The 21,467-nt window shown below is 41.4% G+C and carries 16 protein-coding genes and 1 riboswitch; of the genes, 3 read left to right on the top strand and 13 right to left on the bottom strand.

Features of this window, described 5'->3' with window-relative positions; genetic code table 11:
* The first annotated feature begins 113 nt into the window (after positions 1 to 113).
* On the top strand, positions 114 to 305 hold the full coding sequence (locus tag BXY41_RS21525) for a hypothetical protein (RefSeq protein WP_104438944.1): 192 nt from the start codon (positions 114 to 116) through the stop codon (positions 303 to 305).
* Here BXY41_RS21525 and BXY41_RS21520 read toward each other — a convergent pair.
* Positions 278 to 1,126 carry a glycosyltransferase family 8 protein gene (locus BXY41_RS21520; RefSeq protein WP_170072518.1) on the bottom strand — a complete coding sequence of 283 codons (849 nt, stop codon included), beginning with the start codon at positions 1,124 to 1,126 and terminating at the stop codon, positions 278 to 280. The two genes, BXY41_RS21525 and BXY41_RS21520, sit on opposite strands and share 28 nt — an antisense overlap.
* A 62-nt stretch (positions 1,127 to 1,188) precedes the next feature.
* On the bottom strand, positions 1,189 to 5,316 hold the full coding sequence (locus tag BXY41_RS21515; protein WP_104438942.1) for a DEAD/DEAH box helicase: 4,128 nt from the start codon (positions 5,314 to 5,316) through the stop codon (positions 1,189 to 1,191).
* A gap of 200 nt (positions 5,317 to 5,516) precedes the next feature.
* Here BXY41_RS21515 and BXY41_RS21510 point away from each other — a divergent pair, with 200 nt between their 5' ends.
* A complete protein-coding gene (locus tag BXY41_RS21510; protein ID WP_170072516.1) occupies positions 5,517 to 6,005 on the top strand; it encodes a cell wall hydrolase in 489 nt (162 codons plus the stop codon).
* 167 nt (positions 6,006 to 6,172) lie between these two features.
* On the top strand, positions 6,173 to 6,940 hold the full coding sequence (locus tag BXY41_RS21505) for a hypothetical protein (protein ID WP_104438940.1): 768 nt from the start codon (positions 6,173 to 6,175) through the stop codon (positions 6,938 to 6,940).
* A gap of 100 nt (positions 6,941 to 7,040) precedes the next feature.
* On the opposite strand, the gene BXY41_RS21500 is transcribed toward BXY41_RS21505, so the two are convergent.
* From BXY41_RS21500 to BXY41_RS21450, 11 genes are all read right to left on the bottom strand, one after another.
* Positions 7,041 to 7,487, bottom strand: a complete 447-nt coding sequence (locus BXY41_RS21500) for a staygreen family protein (protein WP_104438939.1) — start codon at positions 7,485 to 7,487, stop codon at positions 7,041 to 7,043.
* Between the two features lie 120 nt (positions 7,488 to 7,607).
* Entirely contained in the window at positions 7,608 to 7,742 is a 135-nt protein-coding gene (locus BXY41_RS27355; protein WP_277407106.1) for a hypothetical protein, read from the bottom strand.
* A 69-nt stretch (positions 7,743 to 7,811) separates the two neighbouring features.
* A complete protein-coding gene (locus tag BXY41_RS21495) occupies positions 7,812 to 8,321 on the bottom strand; it encodes a flavin reductase family protein (RefSeq protein ID WP_104438938.1) in 510 nt (169 codons plus the stop codon).
* 26 nt (positions 8,322 to 8,347) lie between these two features.
* Positions 8,348 to 8,656, bottom strand: coding sequence for a glutaredoxin family protein (locus BXY41_RS21490; protein WP_104438937.1), 309 nt, complete (start codon positions 8,654 to 8,656; stop codon positions 8,348 to 8,350).
* An 83-nt stretch (positions 8,657 to 8,739) separates the two neighbouring features.
* Positions 8,740 to 11,448 carry a magnesium-translocating P-type ATPase gene (mgtA, locus tag BXY41_RS21485; RefSeq protein ID WP_104438936.1) on the bottom strand — a complete coding sequence of 903 codons (2,709 nt, stop codon included), beginning with the start codon at positions 11,446 to 11,448 and terminating at the stop codon, positions 8,740 to 8,742.
* 454 nt (positions 11,449 to 11,902) lie between these two features.
* Positions 11,903 to 12,062, bottom strand: a riboswitch (M-box (ykoK) riboswitch).
* A 48-nt stretch (positions 12,063 to 12,110) separates the two neighbouring features.
* Positions 12,111 to 13,940, bottom strand: coding sequence for a glycoside hydrolase family 36 protein (locus BXY41_RS21475; RefSeq protein WP_104438934.1), 1,830 nt, complete (start codon positions 13,938 to 13,940; stop codon positions 12,111 to 12,113).
* An 11-nt stretch (positions 13,941 to 13,951) separates the two neighbouring features.
* Positions 13,952 to 16,261, bottom strand: coding sequence for a glycoside hydrolase family 95 protein (locus BXY41_RS21470; protein ID WP_104438933.1), 2,310 nt, complete (start codon positions 16,259 to 16,261; stop codon positions 13,952 to 13,954).
* A gap of 16 nt (positions 16,262 to 16,277) precedes the next feature.
* Positions 16,278 to 17,693: a family 43 glycosylhydrolase gene (locus BXY41_RS21465; protein WP_104438932.1), complete on the bottom strand. Its 1,416-nt coding sequence runs from the start codon at positions 17,691 to 17,693 to the stop codon at positions 16,278 to 16,280.
* A gap of 24 nt (positions 17,694 to 17,717) precedes the next feature.
* A complete protein-coding gene (locus BXY41_RS21460) occupies positions 17,718 to 19,496 on the bottom strand; it encodes a type 2 periplasmic-binding domain-containing protein (RefSeq protein ID WP_104438931.1) in 1,779 nt (592 codons plus the stop codon).
* Between the two features lie 46 nt (positions 19,497 to 19,542).
* Positions 19,543 to 20,433 carry a carbohydrate ABC transporter permease gene (locus BXY41_RS21455; protein WP_104438930.1) on the bottom strand — a complete coding sequence of 297 codons (891 nt, stop codon included), beginning with the start codon at positions 20,431 to 20,433 and terminating at the stop codon, positions 19,543 to 19,545.
* Positions 20,434 to 20,444: 11 nt separating this feature from the next.
* Positions 20,445 to 21,347, bottom strand: coding sequence for an ABC transporter permease subunit (locus tag BXY41_RS21450; RefSeq protein WP_242980313.1), 903 nt, complete (start codon positions 21,345 to 21,347; stop codon positions 20,445 to 20,447).
* Positions 21,348 to 21,467: the final 120 nt, after the last annotated feature.

Genomic DNA, 21,467 nt, shown 5'->3' with positions numbered 1-21,467 from the left:
ATAATGATTCCTCAAATGAACCGGTTTTATAATTATTTCTAATTCCCGAATAGTTACTTTAAAAAATACAATAATAACAAATAATCTGTTTTATAAAATACAAGGAGGTCTTTATGAACAAATACACTCAGGGTATTGAATTGCCTTTAGGCTTCGGGCTGGCACTGGAAGAATTTCAGGCGATGGATTACTTTTTTTCCCTGCCGGAAAAAGAACAGCAGCATATGGTTGACCATGCAGAAACGATTCAGTCAAAGCTGGAAATGCTGGCTTACGTTCAATCAATTGTGAACTCAGGATCCTGACTGCCAAATTTATTCTCCCAATAGGCCTGATAATCTTCATTGAATCCGGCATTTAATGCATTTTTCCAATATAAATAGTCCAGTGTACCGTTGTAATCCGGACTCCATGGTTTAGGGAGTCCGGTATAATGAATGACAACTGCAGTATCTTTTATATCTGACAGACTACATTGGTCAAAGGGATAAGTCTGGGTATTATATTCCTGGCTGCAAAGCTTAATATGATTCTTTAAAAGACAGTTTAATACATCCTGATCAAAATAACGCAAAGCTTCCCTCTTCTCTTCAATCAGAGCCATAATATCTTCAAGCGTAATCTCTTTTCGAAACAGTGCCAGATTAAACAGCAAGACTCCTGAATTAAAATAAGAATCTTCTTTTTTTAATCCAAGCTTTTCTTTAAGCACAATCACTTTATCGATGTTTTCAAACCGGTCTCTGACAGCAGCTGCATAATTATTTTCAAAGCTCTGATTGTAAAACTCATTCAGGGATCCATTGATAATAATATCCGCATCCAGATATAAAACCCGGTCAAGATCAGCAGGAAGCAGATAGGGTGCCAGGATACGGTAATACAATTCCGGCTTTTTATACCGGCTGGAAAGAGGAACGTTGGTAAAAAATCCAGAGGCACAGACCGGATGAAGCCTTGCTTTACACTTATTAATCAGAAAAAGCTCCAAATCACTGATATCTTTTTGGGACAATGAACTGTATAATAAGTAGATATCAACATCTTCATGAAATCTGGAAAGGGAATACAGCATCACCTTAGCCGGTGTTAAAAAACTTTCACAAATTGAAATTAACAGATTCATACTCTCCTCCTCAATCACACAATCATTTTTCATTCTATGATCATCTTATGGCTTCCATGTCTTTAAAGACAATACAGTACATAATCCTGAAGTTCACGGCGAAAACCTGCCAGCCGAAGCAAATCTTCTGCTTCCCTGGGGTAATCTTTTATTACGATTCTGTTTCGTGAAGAGTAGATTCTATGTCCCATAAATTCCTTAACAAACACCTTAAGCACATCTTCTGCACAATCCATATCAAATATCTTTAAGACTTTACCCTGGCGTTCAAAAATCGCTGCCGGTATTCCTTTGCATAATGCCACTGCAGTTCCCTGTACATTTAGAAATGATCTTCCTTCCTGATGCTTTAACACTTTCCCCCAAAGCTGGGCGGGATCAGCTCCGTTTAACCAGAGTACCTCTTTACCGGGATTTGAAAGCCCCGCCATGGTTCCTGCAAAATTTTTATCCCGGATAAACTGGATTCCTGACAGGCCTTCAATAAAATAACCCCTTCGCACCCTGCCAGTATATTCCCAGATCCGCAGTGTTTCCAGTGCCGCACTCCAGGTCAGGCCCTTGATCGTCTCTCTGCACACAATCATGCTTTTATCAAAGTTACGGTCAAGCAGTTGTTCAACAGTAGCTTCCTTTCGGGGGCGTACTACTTCCCATCTGCCGGTTAATAATATTTTTGTCCTTGCATTTACCCGCTGGCGAACGGTTCCCTTATTCAGTTTATCCCGGTTCATAAGCTGCCTGACTGGAATCAGGCTGTCTGCACTTACCAGCCCCTTTTCTGCCAGTGAAAACAAGGCTTCATAAGGCGATCCTCCTATGATTTCCTCCAATCTCTGCATAAAGCATGCCCCATGTTTCAACAGGGCGCCATATACGGCTTTTTCTTCTCCCTCCAGCTGTTCATGGACTTCCCATAAATCTGCACTCCAGTCAATATCCGCAGTCTGATGGAACGTAAGGTCAGAACCGTTTTCCAGCTGCCAGAATACTTTACCTGCTGATAACAGCGTATCCATAAGTTCCGGGCGATAGTTTCCCACTCGTGCAGGCAAAAGAACATTCTCCCACAGATCTACCTGAAAAGGCTGATCCAGCAGTCCTTCCAGGGCAGTCTGAAGCTGCTCAAGAGGGGAGGCGGATACCCGAAGGCGCATTGCCATAAGAGCAGCATAGCATCCGGAAGGGAGGGTGGTAATCTGCCTTCTTCTGCTTTTAATTGTCTCATTTCTGGCTCTGTCATAAAGGTCTGCGTGATAATAGACTCCATCCTGTAAAATCACTTTCCTCTGGTCACACAGAGAAGTTAAAATATCAAGTGCCCTTTCCTCTGACCACAGATACCGTTCAGCCGTCTGTTCCAAAGATTTTGCTCCCCGATACTTAAGCATTCTTTGAACAAGACGTTTACCCGCATTTTTCTGCCCCTTAATCAGAGCATTTTCATATTCATCGGCATGCTCTGCCGCAATCCATAAGCCGGGTTCTACGTAAAGTGCCCTTCCCTTAAAAGCCAGAGACTCCAGCCATTCAATGGGAATATCAAGTTCTCCTGCTTCCATATCCCCTTCTATCATAAGAAGTGTATGAAGCTGTTCCTCATCTTCCGGAAGATGCAATCTCTGGGAAACACGGGCCAGATGCTCAGGCTCCGGGGTGATTTTGGCAGCCTCATGAACCGCCTCCTTTACCGTCTCATGGATGCTCTGGGGCGTGGGAGCATAATCATACATCATGGAAGCTTCTGTCTGGCGCCTTAAAGGCAGTGACATGGGGGACGGTGTCTCTAAGTACATTTCCCGTATCTGGATGTTTCCTGATTGTATCTCATATAAAACAGACTGCAGTCCCTTTAAATCCCAAAAATCCTCCAGACATTCCCGTTTTGTCTCCCTTAGTATGGGATGGGTTTCCTCTTTTACCAGGCCAGACAGCATCTGCGCACTTTTCATTCGCTGAATCCAGAGGGGCTGACGCTTTTGATTTCTTACTCCCATAAGCAGCGCCCTGGCGGCATTGTAACGGAAATTCATGTTAAATAAAGGGGTGGCCGGAAGCAATGCAGCGACAATGGCATCCGCTTTTTGAGGAGATACTTCATAAATAAGTCCATCTGGCAAAGGGGTCCCATCATAAGGAAACAATAAAAAACCATCATCATCTGCCGTACAGTTAATGGTTGTATCCATATGAAGTTTTGCTGCTTCAGTCACAAGAAGAGACAGGGGTTCATTGATCTGACGTCCAAATACAGAGTGAACCATCATCTGATGATTGCTGTTTTCATCCATAAAGTGTTCTACCAGTATGGTTCTGTCATCAGGAAAGATTCCCGTGCTTTTTTGCTGACTGAGCAGGAAATCAAGGGCACGCTCACCTGTCACTTCATCTAAGCCAAGCTTTGTTAATTCTTTATATAACGCTTCTGTACTGCCGGACTCATTAAACCTGCGGAATATCTCACCGAATACAAGTCCGGTTCCAAGTTTTCGCCCCTTAATATCTCCATGCCAGAAGGGAAGCCTGGCGCCGGAAGTATTTGCCTGTGATACAATCACCGTATCCTTCATGATACTCACAATCTGCCATGCGAAAGTACCAAGTAAAAACCGATCCCCAATTCTGCTTTCAAAGACAAACTCCTCATCAAGCTCTCCCAGCCTGACTCCGTTTTCTGAACGGACCGTATAAAGACCTCTGTCAGGAATGGTTCCACCTGCACTGACCGCCAGCATACGGCTGTAAGCATCCCCACTGATCCGGTCATGAATCCGGTCGTAAATAATTCGTGGTCTTACCGGAATGTCCCGTTCATGCTCATAATCACCGGCAAGCATTCGCAAAACGCCTGTTACATCCTCTGCCGTTACCTCATAAAACGGATAGGCTCCGGCTAAAATATCCATCACATCTTCCACTCCAAATTCCTGGGTACATGCCATGGATACCAGATGCTGGGCAAGTACATCCAGACATAGTCTGGGCGGTCTGGCATATTCTATCTTCCCGTTTCTCGCCGCTTCTGCAGTAAATCCGCAAAATAAGCCTTCCGAAGCCTCCCTGGGAAACATATACATAACGCTGACACGCCCGGGATTATGCCCGGCACGGCCCAGCCGCTGCATGGTGCTGGAAACAGAACGGGGGCAGCCAACCTGAAATACCTGTTTGATTTCTCCTACGTCAATTCCAAGTTCCATGGAGGAAGTGGTGCAAAGAAGTTTCAAGGAACCATCACGCAGTGCCTGTTCCACTTCAAAACGCTGATCCTTGGATAAGCTCCCGTGATGGGTGCGGGCGAATCCTTCGCCCCCTAACTCGTTAATGAAGTGTGCAAGCTTTTCTGCATATGCCCTTCCTTCCACAAATGCCAGAGAGCTGCCTGTTCCTCCTATATAAGAGTATATGGTTTTTGCAATGTCTTTCCAGACAGAGTCCTTCCCCTGATTGTTTCCATCTGAAAATGGACTTTTTATTTCAATCCGTATCTCCTTGTTCATCTTAGGCGCGACAATGGAAACCCTTCCGGGAGCCAGGTAGTTTGCTGCAAGATCAAGTGGTTCAATGGTAGCGGACAATCCGATCCGCTGCAAAGGCTTACTGCAAAGCTTGTCCAGTCTGGCTGCAGAAAGCATTAAATGGGCTCCTCTTTTGGTGTCAATCATCACATGCAGCTCATCGATAATCAGCGCTTTTGCTGTCTTTAAGATTTTCTGTCCTGATTTACTGGTCAGCATCAGATAGAAGGATTCCGGAGTTGTTATAAGAATGTGGGGAGGTTTTTTAATCATCTGATTCCGCTCCCTTTGTGTGGTATCACCGGTTCGGATTCCCACGGAAAGTTCCTGACCGTTATCATTCCCTGACTTTTTTCTCTCCTCCACAATTCCTTCCAGAGGCCGTCTGAGATTTTCCCTGATGTCACCAGCCAGGGATTTTAAAGGAGAGATATAAATCAGCTGCACTTCCTGTTTTAACTGCCCGCCTGCTGCTTCGTTTAAAAGCCTGTCAAGAAATATTAAAAAAGCCGTCAGTGTCTTACCCGTTCCGGTTGGGGCTGAAACAAGGGTGTGCCTGCCTGCTGCAATTTCAGGCCATGCCTGTTTCTGAACCAGGGTAGGGGTACCAAGTGCACGTTCAAACCAGTGTCTGGTATCTGTTTGAAAAAGTTCCATGGAATGATCTGACATAGACGCCTCCGTTTTTTAATATTTCATTGCTGTATTGTTTTATTATAAATAATGGTATGTAACCTGTCAATTTATGAAATAACAAATAACACAAAGGTAGTTAATTTAAAGTCAATGTTTACAAATAAGAATTTAATTCCTTTTTATTAAACATAACCGGTTATAAAACAATGTTGATTATGATAAAGGAGGAATTAATTATGGGTTACGGAGATCCATTAAACAGTACGAATGATTTAAAAGACAGGAGTCAAACAGATCTTATTGCACGTATGCTCTATTCAGAAGCAAGGGGTGAATCAGATCAAGGCAGAAGAGGTTGCGGCTATGTAGTTAGAAATAGAATGGCTAAAAACTCATCCGAATTTGGTGGAAATTCATATTCGGGAGTAATACTAAAAAAATATTCATTTGAAGGAATGACAACAGAATCTGCATTAAAGCCTGATATAAACTCAACTGCTTGGAAAGAATGCTTAGAATTAGCACAAAAATTTTTCTTAAATCCAGATAGCATTGTAAATCCTATAGGAACTTGTCTTTGGTTTGTCACAAATAGCTTATACAAAAACAAAATCAAAAAATCAGGTACAACAGAATCATATACCTTTAATGGTAGAGATTATGTTAAAGTTACGGAAAAAAAGGTTATTGGAGGACATACTTTTTTTAAAGTTCAAGGTTATTAATTAATAGAAAAGTAAGCTCTGGCTGACATTTTCAGTTAGAGCTTATTTTTCTGTTAATAAAACAATAGTTGCAATCATATGTTAATAAAGCATTAGTTTCAACAAGTTGACAAAATTTTGTGCATAAACTATTATAGTAGTTAAATTATCTAGGAGGGGAATTAAGTATGAACGTTAAAAGAAAGTATATTTATTTTGGAATAGCAGTTATATTAGCTGGATTAGTCATATTATATTTAAACAAACATCAAGCCAATAAAGAGTTAAGTTTTGACAAATTAGATAAGAATATTACAAATGAAGATACATTTAAAAAATCTAAATATCCTTTATTAGCTGAAATTCCAGAAAAGAATTTTTATGTATATGGCATAAATGATAATACTGATAATTATAAAGGTATCATAGTAAGATATGGAAATGAGTTAAAAAAATATGACATAAAATATATGACACCAATGTTTGTTCTTCCTAAATTAAAAATAGTTCAAATTGGTCAACAGGAAATCATATTATGCTCTTTCAATACTGAATCTGGATCTGAGGTGTATATTGAAGATTTATATGGTTTTTACCAGGACTCTAAGAATTTTTTAAATATTATGAATTTTTCGGCGGATAATTATAAAAAACAATTAAATGAAGCAATTAACTACAAATTACAGAGTGACAATGTTTTAGATATAATTATCAATAATAAAGATTTATATGACATTGATCTTAAAAACTTTAAAGATTCGAATTGGAATTTTGAAAAAATTTCTTATGGTAACAATGTATCATTTTCTTTTGACAGTGGAATAAATATAACTTTAGGAATGGAAGCTTATTTCACTAATATTGTTACACCACAATATATTGGGACCATAAAAGCTGATGTTGTAATCAATGAAGATAAATCATTTATTTTGGATAATATAAAAGTAGAAAAATAACTATTAACCCAGAGGGTGTTTAAGAAAGGGGCTGTCGCACTAGATTACTTAGTGCGACAGCCCCGATTTTAGCCGATTGATCAAACATCACAGCTGAATTTTACTGATACATACCAATAACTCCAAAATCATATGTTTTGTTATATTCAGGATTGTCTGAGATAAATTGAATATACACTGGGGTATGATCCAGATCAGGTTCTTTCTCAAACAAAAATCTGTCAGCCTGGCGTAATGCCTGAAGTGCAGTGGGCATTTCGTTATAGAATATCTTATTTCTTATGGCTGGATCTCCAGTGACACCCTCCCCATCAACAATCACAGAACCAATTAAAGCAAATCCTTCATTATATAATTCCCAGGCAATTTTCACCTCGTCATGCATTTTGGTAAATTGATCCGCTGCATACTCAGGGGCTACAAACACAAACAGTTCTGCGGTTATATCTGAATGCGTTATCGTATATAATCTTCCCTTAACAGGCCCGTATGGTTCCATTATATCCCGATATTGTACAAATACCTTTTGAGAATCAAGCTTTTTCAACTTAAAAACCTCTTACATCGACAGTCTCATTTATGGTATGCTTAAACACGTAAATTTGTGATAAATATTCAGTCATGCCACAACAAAAGCCCCAGAGGTGTGAGCTCCGGGGCTTGCTTACTAAACATCATTGTGCTTAATGGACTTACGCTTGGCATTTTTATTCTTATTCTGATTCTCTCTTGTAAGAGGCGTCTGACCATTGCATTTTTCCATTCTTGCTTCCTTATTATCCGGCTGACTGTCTTTTGGCATAAACAGGCTCCTTTCATTTTTTAATTAGGATGTGTCATTTTCGGAATCCTATGTATGCCTGCCGGTGATTTATCTGGTCAGTATCTTTGTGATGCCTCCAATATACAGATGATGGTAATCTTTATCTCCATAAAATTTGGTGTCTATTTCTGGAATGATAAAGTTCTCCGGCTTCATGTCTGTTACAAAGAGTTTCTCACAGATTAAAACTTTGGACGCTTCATCAATAAAAGGCACACCGTCTTCATGATTTACTGTTACTCCGGTCTTTTTTATCTTATCTTCGTCTCTTCCTGATACGCTGCCTAAATACCCCAGCTCTTTTGCATATGACTTATGATCCAGAAACGAGAGGGAAAAATGATCTGCACCATCAACAAATTCTTTCGTAAAACGGCTCTGTCTGATGACCGCATAGGCAACACTTCTGTTCCATAAAATCCCAAGTCCGCCCCAGGAAGCCGTCATGGTATTTACCTTCCCGTCTTTTTCAGCAGTAATCAGCATCCATTCATCCCCAATTAAGTGAAATGGATTGTAATCAAACTCTTTTGCAGTAATGGTTTGAAACGTGTTCATAAATTACCTCCTGATATAATTGTTATTCAGCACCCTTTTCCGTCAATGGAACAGGCATTTGGAACTGATTGGGATTTGACATCATCCATAAAATCAGCGATATCAAAGGTCTGGGTTCCATCTTCCAGAATAAAGAAAGGAATTCCGATTCTGCCCTCTTCCTTAACCGGTTGAAACATCTCATCATGATCCCGGTAGCGGAGAAATTCTTTTAAAGTCGCAGTATTTCCTGTAATATTCCTGTAATCCAGCTCAACTGAGGTAAGTTCTCCCAGCTGAGCCTTTGCTGCTACACAATCCGGACAGATTTCTGTCCCATACATAATGATTTTCATTTGGATCTCCCTTTCTATATCATGCAGTCATCATATTTGATGAGATCAGTATATCATATAATCTGGTTTCTTTTCTTATTTTTTTATAGCAATTCTCCATACCGTTTTATATAGACTGTTTTTAAAACAGTGGCAAGCACCATATAGCAGACTACAATCAGTGCCAGCCAGGCGAAATAGATTGCGGGCAGCCTTGCCAGTTTTAATGCCTGTGCCACAGGAGTAAATGGGATCATGGTAAGAACTGCAATCCCTGCAAAGGAAAGGCATACCACCTGTCTGGAAGCCCAGCTCTGAATAAATGGTATTTTAGGTGTTCTGATCATATGAATGACCAATGACTGGCTCCACATGGATTCGATAAACCATCCCGCCTGAAACGTTGCGATAAAGAGAGCCTGCATTGCCGGATCCGTAATCTGATGGAACATTAGCCCGCCGCATACTGCCGGGCAGATGACAAAATACATCAGTAAATAAGTGGCTATGTCAAAAACAGAACTGGCAGGTCCTAACCAGACCATAAAACGTCCCACAGACGATGCATCCCATTTTCTTGGCTTTAACAGATATTCTCTGTCAACATTATCCCACGGAATCGCCGTGCAGGAAACATCATAAATCAGATTCAATAAAATCAGATGAATGGATGCCATAGGAAGAAAGGGAAGGAATGCACTGGCTGCCAGCACGGAAAACATATTTCCAAAGTTGGATGAAGCCGTCATCTTTATATATTTTATCATATTGGCATAGGTCTTTCTGCCTTCTATAATTCCCGATTCCAGAACCATTAAATCCTTATCAAGAAGAATTACATCTGCCGATTCTTTGGCGATATCCACTGCAGTATCAACTGAGATGCCCACATCCGATGCTTTCATGGCGGAAGCGTCATTAATTCCATCCCCCATGTATCCTACCATATGGCCATGTTCTCTGAGAACTCTTACCACTCTTGCTTTCTGGGCTGGAGATAATTTAGCAAAAACGGTTATACTCTCCGCTTTTTCTGCCAGCGTTTTGTCATCAAGTTCATCAATCTCAGAGCCAAGAAGAAGCTCATTGACCGGAAGTCCCACCTGTCTGCAGATACAGCAGGTAACCTTCTCATTATCACCAGTCAGTATTTTCACATCCACACCATGCTCATAAAGCGCTTTGATTGCCTGGGCAGTGGTTTCTTTGGGCGGATCTAAAAAAGCCAGATATCCGATCAGTACCATATCCGTCTCATCGGAGACAGAAAACTGACCTTCCGGTGCCGGATTTGTCTTGTGAGCCACTGCTATTACACGCATTCCATCGGCATTGAGCTCATTGGATTTGGATAAAATAAATTCACGGATCTCTTCTGTAAGCGGCTCAACATTACCATTATATTCTGCAAAGGAGCAGCATTTGAGCATTTCTTCTACAGCTCCTTTTGTGATCAGCTGAGTCTTACCGTTTAAATCCGATACCACGACACTCATACGGCGGCGGTTGAAATCAAAGGGAATCTCATCCACCTTTGTATATCCAGTCTCAAGATGGCTGTTCTCAAGCTCCCGGTTCTTTGAAATAATTGCCAGATCAATCAGATTTTTAAGCCCCGTCTGATAATAGCTGTTTAAGAATGCATGACGGAGAACTCTGTCATCTTCATTTCCATGGATATCAAGATGATATTCCAAAACCACCTTATCCTGAGTCAGTGTTCCGGTTTTATCCGTGCAGAGGATGTCTATGGAGCCTAAGTTCTGTATCGCGTTTAAGTTTTTAATAATCACCTTTTTTCTGCTCATGGCAACCGCTCCGCGGGCAAGTGATGTGGTTACAATCATGGGCAGCATCTCAGGGGTCAGACCCACTGCTATGGAGATGGCAAAAAGTGTGGCATCCAGCCAGTCACCTTTGGTAAAACCATTAATAAAAAGTACAATTGGCACCATAATAAGCATGAAACGGATCAGTACCCAGGAGACTGAATTCACTCCCCGTTCAAAACCGGTCATCGGCGGTTTCACTGTCAATTCCTTTGCAACCGTCCCAAGCACGGTATCATTTCCCACCGCAACTGCAACCGCTTTTGCGCTCCCACTGATTACATTGGTTCCCATAAACGCCAGGTCCGTAATCTCAGTGAGCACCTTGGTATCTGCATGGTTAACTGCAAGCTTTTCCACCGGCTCACTTTCGCCAGTCAGCGCTGACTGACTCACAAATAAGTCCTTGGAGCTGAGAATCCGTACATCTGCAGGCACCATATCTCCTGCTGAGAGATGTAAGATATCTCCCACAACCACATCCTCTAAGGGGATCTCCTGCCGGCCGGCTTCCTTTCGCTCCACACAGGTGGTGGTGTGAATCATCTGAGAAAGTTTGGCTGCAGCGTTGCCGCTTCTTGTTTCCTGAACAAAGCGGAGAATCCCGGAAATCATTACCATGGTAGTGATAATGATTACGGTTGTATAGCTTTTATTCTGGGGTTCTGCATAAATAATATCGGTAAATACAGAGACCACAGTCAGGAGGAACAGGATTGAAGTAAATGGATTGACAAATGCAGCCCAGATCCGCTTCCATATGGAGTCTTTCTTTCCATGTGTGATCACATTGTTTCCATAGGTTTCTCTGGATTCCTCTGCCATTTCCTCTGTGAGTCCGTCCTCAAAGGTTCCCAATGCGTTCAATACCTGTTTTGTATTTCCATCAGCAGCCTGAATCAGTCTCTGTTTTGTTTCATTGTAACGGGAATGATCGGCCAAAAGCCTCCCATTCCTTTTTCTGTTTAAAATAATCTTCTTCATGGTTTCTACCTCCATAATTATAGTTTGTAATTTCAAAAATTATGGCAGCCAAGAGAAGCGTATTGGGTTCAGGAGCCTGGAGCAGACAAGTGTACGTCTCCCTCCAAATCACTCCTGCTGCTTCGCTTCCCGGGGGCCGCACCGCTACTTCCGTCTGCATCCATTCTCCTCACCTCACTTTCAAAATAATTAAATAACCCAAAAATAGGCACAAAAAAACCACCATTATCAAAAAACGTGTTTTTGAGAATGATGGCCGTAATATCTGGCTGAACAGCACAACTAAGTAACAGGCAAAGACTGCCTGTCACCGATATCATATACTGCCATCATCCGTTTCATACAACTGTGACAATTACCACTATCCAAAACAGGCACATCCTTTCTTTGTTAGAGTTTAAAATAAAAAATTCCCGCATATTCGGAAAGAATATACGAGAATGTAATTACATTTTCTTATATTTTCGTATGAGTTTTAGCTTTACAGGGCAATGTAACTGTATTATGCTGCACCTTAATGTCGATGCAGCCTGTTCAAACCATCTCATTGTGTCTCCACAACTCCGCGGCAACAGCCCGTATCCCTGTAGTAGCCTCACCTACCGAATATTCGTCTTAATACTAGTTCAATTTGCCACATTTGTCAACCCCTAATTTGTTTTTTATCCTATAAGCCATGCCTTAGCAGTAAAATCACCATCTATGACTCCATATTCTTTTATAATTATTTTATTCTGCAGGAAATCAAGGCTGATCTCTTTGGAATTCTCAAATCTATGGGCAATCACTAACTGTTTATTGCAGAATTCCCGGATAACAAGCTGTTCTCCCTGGGGATTATTATAGCTTTTCGTACTATTTTCATATTTTATTGTTTTTCCATATTTGATAATATCAGCTGCTTCTTTATAAAATTCCATTCCCGCCTCAATTACTTCCCACTGTTTTGCAGTAAGATCATAGATATCACCGCTTAAGCACATTCTGCCCAAAAAAGTACTGATCATGGAATAGTAAATTCTGTTAATACTGTCACTGCTTCGCATAACTGCCCAAATCTGACTTTGGGACGGTTTTATTACTCGATGCATATTTGCCGCAATAATCGGTATGGCGGTGGTTTCATGGGCATCGGAAAAGCTTGCCTGGGATACCAGTTCCATCATGGAGGGTTCCAGCCTGTGTCCCCCGCTGGAACAGTTTTCAATTACAATATCCGGAATCTCCCTTCTGATTTTTTTAAAGAATCCCTGGGTTGCACTGACTTTCTGTCTTAATCCTTCTCCAAGGCTTTCAGCACCGTCACAGCCAATGCCGATGGTATCGTTATAATCAATTTTAATATAGCCAAATCCGCATTCTTTCAGGGTTTTTATAACCGCATTATTTAAATACTCCATAACCCAGGGATCGGACATATCCCAAAAGCGTTTATCACCCACAGTTAGTACTACACCATCTTTTTTCAGTAAATGCTCCGTATCGTTCCAGTGTCTTGACCGTCTGCCCACAGATTCCGCTTCAAACCAGAGACCTGGTATCATTCCGCATTCTCTGATATAATCCGCAGCTTTTTTTAAGCCGCCAGGGAACTTTTCACAATTGACATCCCAGTCCCCGATGCTTTCCCACCAGCCATCATTTTTACCATACCAGCCGGAATCAATTACCAGGTACTTAACCGCCTTATCCTTTAATTTATTACAGATTTTACTGATGTTTTCAAGGCTTGGGTTCCCCCAGGTAGTACAATATTCATTAAACATGATACCCATATCCTGATCCAGTTCAGATACCTCTGGCTTTTGTGCCTTCACCAGTTTATCACACACCTCATAAAGGGAACTTCCCCTGGCAATGACTGCTTTGGGGGCAGTAAAGGTTTCCCCCGGTGCAATATTCTTAAACCAGTGTCCAAAGTCCCTGTCTGCAATACCACCCACAAGTGACAGAGTTTCATCCTCTTTGCACAGAATCTCGATCTGCCAGGAGAAGGGGATATATAACTGAACCGCCGTAAACTCCTGTGTTTCACTGTTTTCCAGCGCGATAAAAGGAAAATACTTCCGCACTGGCATAGATCCTAAATTGCCAAATTTCTCAACCCGCATACCACATCTGTTCCAGGATGGCTCTAAGTGCAGCTCCTCAATTGTTTCTGTCCTGAGCTTTCCTTCCCCACTCCAAAAGGATTGGAGTCTGTGGATTTTATCCGCTTTTATTCCTTTCAGAGCAAACGATGAGAGCATTTCCAAAGTTGTACTTTCAGTACCTTTATTCTCAAATATAGTGCTTACCTCAACGGTATCGTCATTCCTTACTATATCCAGTGTTACATACTGATTGGTACTGTTTTTATAAACAATTCTGTCATCCTCTTTGAAAATTAGTTCCAGTCCTCTTGTGGATTCACCTCCGCATAAGGTCAGGCCATTGGAAAATCCTCCGTTATGAGCATCTTTTCTCAGTTTCAGTTCTACATAATATTCCATCTCTGATCTCCTTACTGACAGAAGAGTTGTATTTCATATACACCCTCACCGTAACAGACTACCTTCTGCCCTTTATAGGTAATGTTTACCTTTTGCCCGGAAACGATTTTTGTAATGCTGTCAGGCTTTATAAAACAGCACCTGCCGCCTTTCTCTGCAAGAATACTGCCTGAAATAACCTCTCCGTCCTTCCAGGTAAAGGAAACGGTTAAGGCACCTTTGGTTTTTATTCCGCTTATATGTCCCAAGTCCCAGTCTTTTGGCAGTGCGGGCAGAAAAGTAAGCTCCCCATTTAAGCATTGCAGTAACATTTCCACAATACCTGCCGTCCCGCCAAAATTTCCGTCAATCTGAAACGGAGGGTGACAGTCAAAAAGATTGGGATAGGTTGATTTTGTCAGTAGATTCCTGATATTCTCTCCCGCCTTTTCGCCGTCCCTGAGTCTTGCCCACATGGTAATAATCCAGGCTCTTGACCATCCGGTATGACCCCCGCCGTTCTTAAGACGTCTTTCTAAGCTCACCCTTGCAGCCTCCATTAATTCCGGAGTTCTTTCATAAGTGATCTGCTCAGAAGGATACAGCGCATACAGATGAGAGATATGACGGTGGCCAGGTTCCATCTCCTCATAGTCTTCCGCCCATTCCATTAACTGTCCGTATTTACCAACAGACAGCTGCGGAAGACGGGGTAAGATAGTTTTAAGCTTCCTTGTCAATTCATCCTCGCAGTCAGTAATCTCTGCCCCTTTGATACAGGCCTCAAACAGGTCCCTGATAATCTCAGTATCCATAGTTGGCCCGATACAAAGCTGACCCGTCTGACCGCTCTGATGAAGATAGGTGTTTTCCGGTGAAATGGAAGGTCCTGTTATCAGTTTTCCCTGATGGTTTTCAAAGAGATACTCCGATATAAAAAGACAGGCTTCCTTTATCAAATCCATATTCATTCTCAGAAATTCCTGATCCAGGGTATATTCATAATGGTTCCAGATATGAATGCAAAGCCAGGCTGCACCCATAGGCCAGATCGTAGACGACATGACTGCATCCTGGGGGGCGCAGTCTCCGAACAAATCCGTATTATGGTGGGCAACAAAACCGGGCAGACCGTACATATCCATTGCAACCTTCTGACCATAGGGAAGCATTCTACGGATTAACTGGAAAAGGGGAAGGTGGCATTCCGATAAATTGCAGCTTTCTGCCGGCCAGTAATTCATTTCCGTATTAATGTTAATTGTATATTTACTGCCCCAGGCCGGATGCTCATTGCGGTTCCAGATGCCCTGTAAATTTGCGGGCTGTGACCCAGGTCTGCTGCTTGAAATCAGCAAATATCTGCCAAACTGGTAATACGCTGCAATCAGCTCCAGATCCTGTTCTCCCTGCTGCATGGCTTTCAGTCTTTCAGGAACCGTCCTTTCCGCTTTTGCAGTATCCTGACCCAGCGAAAATTGAACGCGATTAAAGTAGCTTTGGTACTCCTTTGTATGCTCCGACTTTACAAGCTCATAAGGCAGCCTAAGTACAGACTCCAGCTTTTCTCTGCACCAGCCGGCCGGCTCTTCTTTATAGAAATCACTTCGGATTGACAGATAGACAGTAAAGGAATCTGCTTCATTCACCCGGATCTGGTCTCTGTGAATCTCCACGGTACCGCCTTCATTCTTAATTGCAGCCATGACACAATAACAGCAGCCCTCTCCGCCTTCCTTTACTGTCATAGATAGGATGTGGTCGGAGATTTTTTCAATTTTTTCTACATTACTGCGGAAAAATGTCAGAATCAGGCAGCCATTTACCTTTTCCTCACCTTTGCTCTCCTGATGGAGGGCAATTACCTGATGAACGGCACTGGCAAAATATTCCCTTTGGTACTCCACCCCGCCAATCTCATATTCCATGGTTACAATTGCCTGATTGAAATCAAGACACCTTATGTAATTCTTAAACTCCTGGTTCTCTTCATGAAATTCAAAAAAGATTTCACCGGCGGTACTGTAATTTCTCTGCTGGTCAGGAATTGGCATCATTGTATCGGCGGCAAGCTTCTGAGCATCTGAGACCATGCCGTCTGACAGTAACTGGCGTATCTTAAGATAATTGCCTTTTGCTTCCGGATTTACACGGTTTCTTCCCCCGTTTCCATACCAGATGGTATCCTCATTCAGCTGCAATTTATCTATCTGAACTCCACCAAAAACCATAGCTCCCATGTTTCCGTTGCCAATGGGTGCTGCTTCATTCCAAATTTCTTCACTGTCAGGTCTGAATCTTTGGTACGGAACTGGTCTGTCATACAGCAAACGATTCTTCATAAGGATATCCTCCAGGCTAAATTAAAGTAAACGATTGTAAAGACGCACTGCCTTCTCCGCGATATGTAATATAAATTGGCCAGATCCCATCCGGAATTGCAATATCCGCCGTATATTCCTTCCATATATTGGTATAACCAACGGGAATATTTGTAAGTGCTTTTCCATCCCAGGAGGTTTTTATCTCAAACTGACCCCTGCAGTATCCGCGTACTTTAATTATAACACCTTTCACTCCCTGACAGTCAAAATATTTAAATCCGGCAGTTGCCGTATCACGCATATTCTGTATATAACCGGCTTCCTCATCCCCATCTTTCCCGTCCTGTGTTATTTTGGGGAACCGGCTGTCCATCCAAAGGCCTCCAAGGGGAGTATAAATTTCTTCATCCTTACAGAAAAGATTGCAGGCTAAATAAGCTGGGTATTCTCCCCTTCCAGCCAATGGTCCCCCGTTTAATCCGCAGGAGGTCATCTCTGGCTGTATGATGGATCCGTCTTCCCGAAACTCAATGGGTTCTGCACAGCCTTGCCTGCTGAAATTTGTTCCATCCGTATGGCGGTGGTAAAATATATACCACCGGTTTTTGATTTCAACCATACTTCCATGATTATTAGACCCATAATACATGGGTTTCCTGGCCGGTTTATAGGAATGAATGTGCATATCACAATTACTGCTTACCACTCCACCGTACACAAACCCCTTTGTGGGATACTTACTGGTTGCGTAGCATAATTCATGCATAACAATGGAGGAATAAATAAAATAATAGGTATCTCCTCTTTTTCTCATAGACGGTGCTTCGAAAAATTCATGTTCCATAAAGGAGCTTCCTTCACTGAATGGCTCGCTTGGGGCAATAAATACAGGTTCTTCCACAATGGTAAGCATGTCAGGTCCAAGTACCGTTACCATGGGGCCGCTTCTGGATCTGTCACCTACGCCGCAGAATCCGGTATATAAATAGGTTGTACCGCCTTCCGTAAGAACCCCTGGATCAAACTGGGGTTCGTCACCTTTTCTTTCTCCCAGACGTGTACCGTCAGCATAATGTACATATCCGTAAAATTCATATCTTCCTGCCGGTTCCTCACACACCGCAACGGATACGATGCTTACTTTATCCAGCACATAATAAAGATAGTAGCGTCCATCAGGACCTAAGGTTACATCCGGTGCGTACAAACACATGCTGCCGTCCCTATTAAGGGGATCGGATACCTTGGGGTAAATTACACCTTCATATCTCCAGTCACCCAGATCATCCACTGGTGCCGACCAGCATACATAATCATTTAAACAATAAGCATTTCCCCTGAACCGGTCATGAGACCCATATATATAAATACGATCTCCGAATACATAAGGCTCCCCATCAGGTATATATTCCCATGACGGAAGATAGGGATTAAAGGCCTGTTTTTTCACAAATAATACCTCCCACCAGTCTTTTTACTTTCCTGTTGTTTTCATATATTCATCATAGTATTTCTGATAACGTGCGATATAGTCATCCACTCCCATATCCTTTAATTTACTGATATAATTGCCCCATTCTTTGTCTATATCCATATTTCCAGTGATGAACTGAACCGTAGCCTGATTTACATATCCACCAATGGTCAGTGTATATTCCGAAATGGCCCGGCTGTCATCCCCTTCGAATGCAAAGTTTGGAATCAGGGTGTTAATATCCGGTGAATATTTTTCATATTTTTCTGCTGCCTTCTGGAATACATACTCTACATCCAGATCTGGATTCTCAATCTTTAAGGCAGAACGGTAATCAATGTTGCTGGATCTTACCATAGCATCGGCAGTATAGGCCTTGTGAGCATAATTTCTGGGAAATCCGTTTCCGACCCAGTCAAAATCATCGGGAATCGTATGTGTTTCATATTTAGGAACACCATCACCCAAAGAAGTTCCCTCTGTTGTCCAATCCCAGCCAAAGCCTTCTGGTCCATATGCCTGTACATTGGAAGCTTCTTCTGATGCCATGAAATCAAATAATGCTGCTGCAATAACAGGGTATTTGCAATTTGCTGATATACTTCCTATTGAAGAGCCAAAGTAAGTAGCAATACTTCTGGCCGCCAGTCTGACCCCATCAGGTCCTGCAACAGGCTCAAGGCATGCCCAGTTTTGCCAGTCACCCGGTTTTTTAGCCCAGAAATTATCTCCGTCCGCATTCACACCGCCATCTGCATATAATCCAACCAGATGGTCCGTATTATTTAAAGCAGAATCAAACTGGGTATTATCCTGAGTAAAGGTCTGATTATCCAGTAAACCTTCTTTATAAAGCTTATTCATATATTTAAGTGCATCTTTATACTGGTCTTTCATTACGTTATACTCAATTTTTCCATTGTTGGCGACAAAACCCGCTGCTACCGTAGGGTTCGTATTGCTTAACGGATTGTTACACTGTACAAAAGAATTAATCATCCAGACAGTGGGATCGGTTGCCCAGCCGCCGATATAACCGGTCATAGGTATTTCATCTGCTGCACCGTTACCATTGGGATCCTGGGTTTTAATTTTTTTCATGTAATCATACAGTTCATCTGTGGTCTGAGGCACCTTACCTTCATTGAGTTTTTCTACCCAGGGCATATAGATCCACATTCTGTTCTGGAACATATTATGGAAGCTTTCATTCTCATCGCCATATGTATAGATGTTTCCGTCTGTCATCGTAAGATCCGCTTTTCTGGAAGGACTTTTTTCATTATTGGCATTCCAGTTTGGTGCGTCTTTTAGATAATCATTCAGGGGAATAATCAGCCCCTGCTGTCCATAAGACTGTACTTCTGATTTCGTCCAGTTGGTGGCCAGGAAGATATCCGGAAGACTGGCCGCATCAGTCATAACAAGATTTAATTTGGTTTTTGCATCATCACCATCTAAATCATATACATAATTCAGATGAATATTGGTTTTTTCCTCCAGCCAGTCGGTTACATAGTTATCCTGATATGTGCCCCCGCCTGTAGCTGTCGCATATACAAAAACTGTTAATTCCAGCTTTTGTTTCAGTGGAAACGTCACATCTTTAACGGATTTAAAATTAAACGCATCTTCAGAAGATGTTGATTTCGTATCGTCTGTTTTGGCATCGGAAGATTTCGTGCCAGATTTCTGGCAGCCTCCTAACAGTGATACTACCATAGCGGTTGAAGCTATGATTGATATGATACGTTTGTTAAAAATCCTTCTATTTTTCATGGTTTTTTCTCCTCATTATTTATATATTAAGCTAAAAAGGTTACACTCAACCTTTAACAGATCCGATCATAACACCCTTTACAAAGTATTTCTGTACGAAAGGATAGACAATCATTAAGGGAAGGCTGCTGATAATAATTGTTCCATACTTTAGCATTTCACTTAAATTCCGGTTTTTTGCTACCATCATGGGATCCACATTGGCGGAAGACAAATCCACCTGGGACATCAGAATTATTTTTCTGAGTACCAACTGTAATGGGTATTTATCCACGGAATTGATATAAATCATAGGGTTAAAATAAGAATTCCATAAGGAAACCGTTACCCAAAGACTAAGAACCGCTATAATTGGTTTAGACAAAGGTATTACTATCATGGAGAAGAATTTAAAGTCAGAGCAGCCATCCATCTTTGAGGCTTCCAGTAATTCTTTTGGAATCGTCTGATAAAAGAATGTTCTTGCAACAATAACGTTATAGGCACTGACTGAACCGGGCAGAATGACTGCCCACATCGTATTGATCATCTTAAGGTTCTTCACTAACATAAAGGTAGGGATTAATCCACCAGAAAACATCATGGTAAACAAGAAAAGTCCTGTCACTATTTTTCTTCCCCTGAAATCCTCCCTGGATAAGGGATATGCCGCAAACAACGTCAGGATTATACTGATTAAAGCGCCGCAGACCGTATAAGTAAGTGAATTCTTAAACCCGGTCCAGATTGATTTATATTTAAATACGGTTTCATAGCTGTCCAGGGTAAATCCTACCGGAAATAATTTAACCTTTCCAGTCATCAGCGCATTACCGCTGCTGAAGGAGCAGCTGATAATATAGATAATCGGATATAACACAATTATTAACAGCAGGGTGAGCAATATGTAATTGACGAAATAAACAACCTTATCCTGTGTAATTCTTCTACTCTTCATAATTTCCCCCTTTACATAAAGCCAGTGCCTGATACTTTATTGGCGATTTTATTTGCGACAAGTATCAGAAACAATCCAATCAGGGACTGAAACAATCCAATGGCAGTAGAATATGGATAATCCGGAAAGGTAGAAACCAATGATACCTTATAAGAATAGGTAGTGATAATCTCAGAAGTAATCAGATTATTCTGGTTCTGCATGGCAAGAACTTTCTCATATCCCACATTTAAGAGACTTCCCATATTTAAGATCATCATAATAACCACCGTAGGTATAATTGCGGGTATATCCACAAACCGTATTCTCTGTAAAAGAGTGGCTCCGTCGATAATGGCTGCTTCATGCTGTTCCATGTCTACACCAGCCAGGGCAGCAATATAAATAATTGCACCGAAACCAATCCCCTGCCAGACACCGCTCCACACATAGAGGGACGGAAACAATCCGGCACTGCCCAGTACGTTAATTCCGAAATGATTATAAAGAATGCTCCCAATTACTCCGGTTCTGTTGTCCATGATTATATTTATAATTCCTACAAATACAATTGTAGAAATAAAATAGGGACAATATGTAATCAACTGGGCCGCTTTCTTAAATAAGATATTTTTAGTATAATTTAAGGAAATTGCCAGCAATATGGAACAGGGTATGCTTACCACCATGGAGTAAATAGAAACCACCAGAGTATTGCGGAAACATTCTTTAAAATTATAATTATTGAAAAATCTTATAAAATTATTAAAACCATAATTATCAGCCCATGGACTATCCCATATTCCCAGACTTACCTTATAATTTTTAAAAGCAAGTATAACACCGTACATGGGACCATAAGAAAAAATCAGTAATACACTGAAAGGCAGTGCGATCATAAGATATAATTGCCAGTGGGCAGCAAAGTATTTCAAAAAGCCTCCTTTCTTTTGATTTGTTACAATAGCTTTATAACGGTTAAGCAATTCATTCACCTCTCCCTTTTCTTTTTTTCATCATTGCACACCGTCAGCTAAAAATATATATACAATACT

The sequence above is a fragment of the Lacrimispora xylanisolvens genome, assembly GCF_002934545.1.
In the GTDB taxonomy this organism is placed as follows: Bacteria; Bacillota; Clostridia; order Lachnospirales; family Lachnospiraceae; genus Lacrimispora; species Lacrimispora xylanisolvens.
This window is presented reverse-complemented; position numbering and strand designations above follow the sequence as displayed.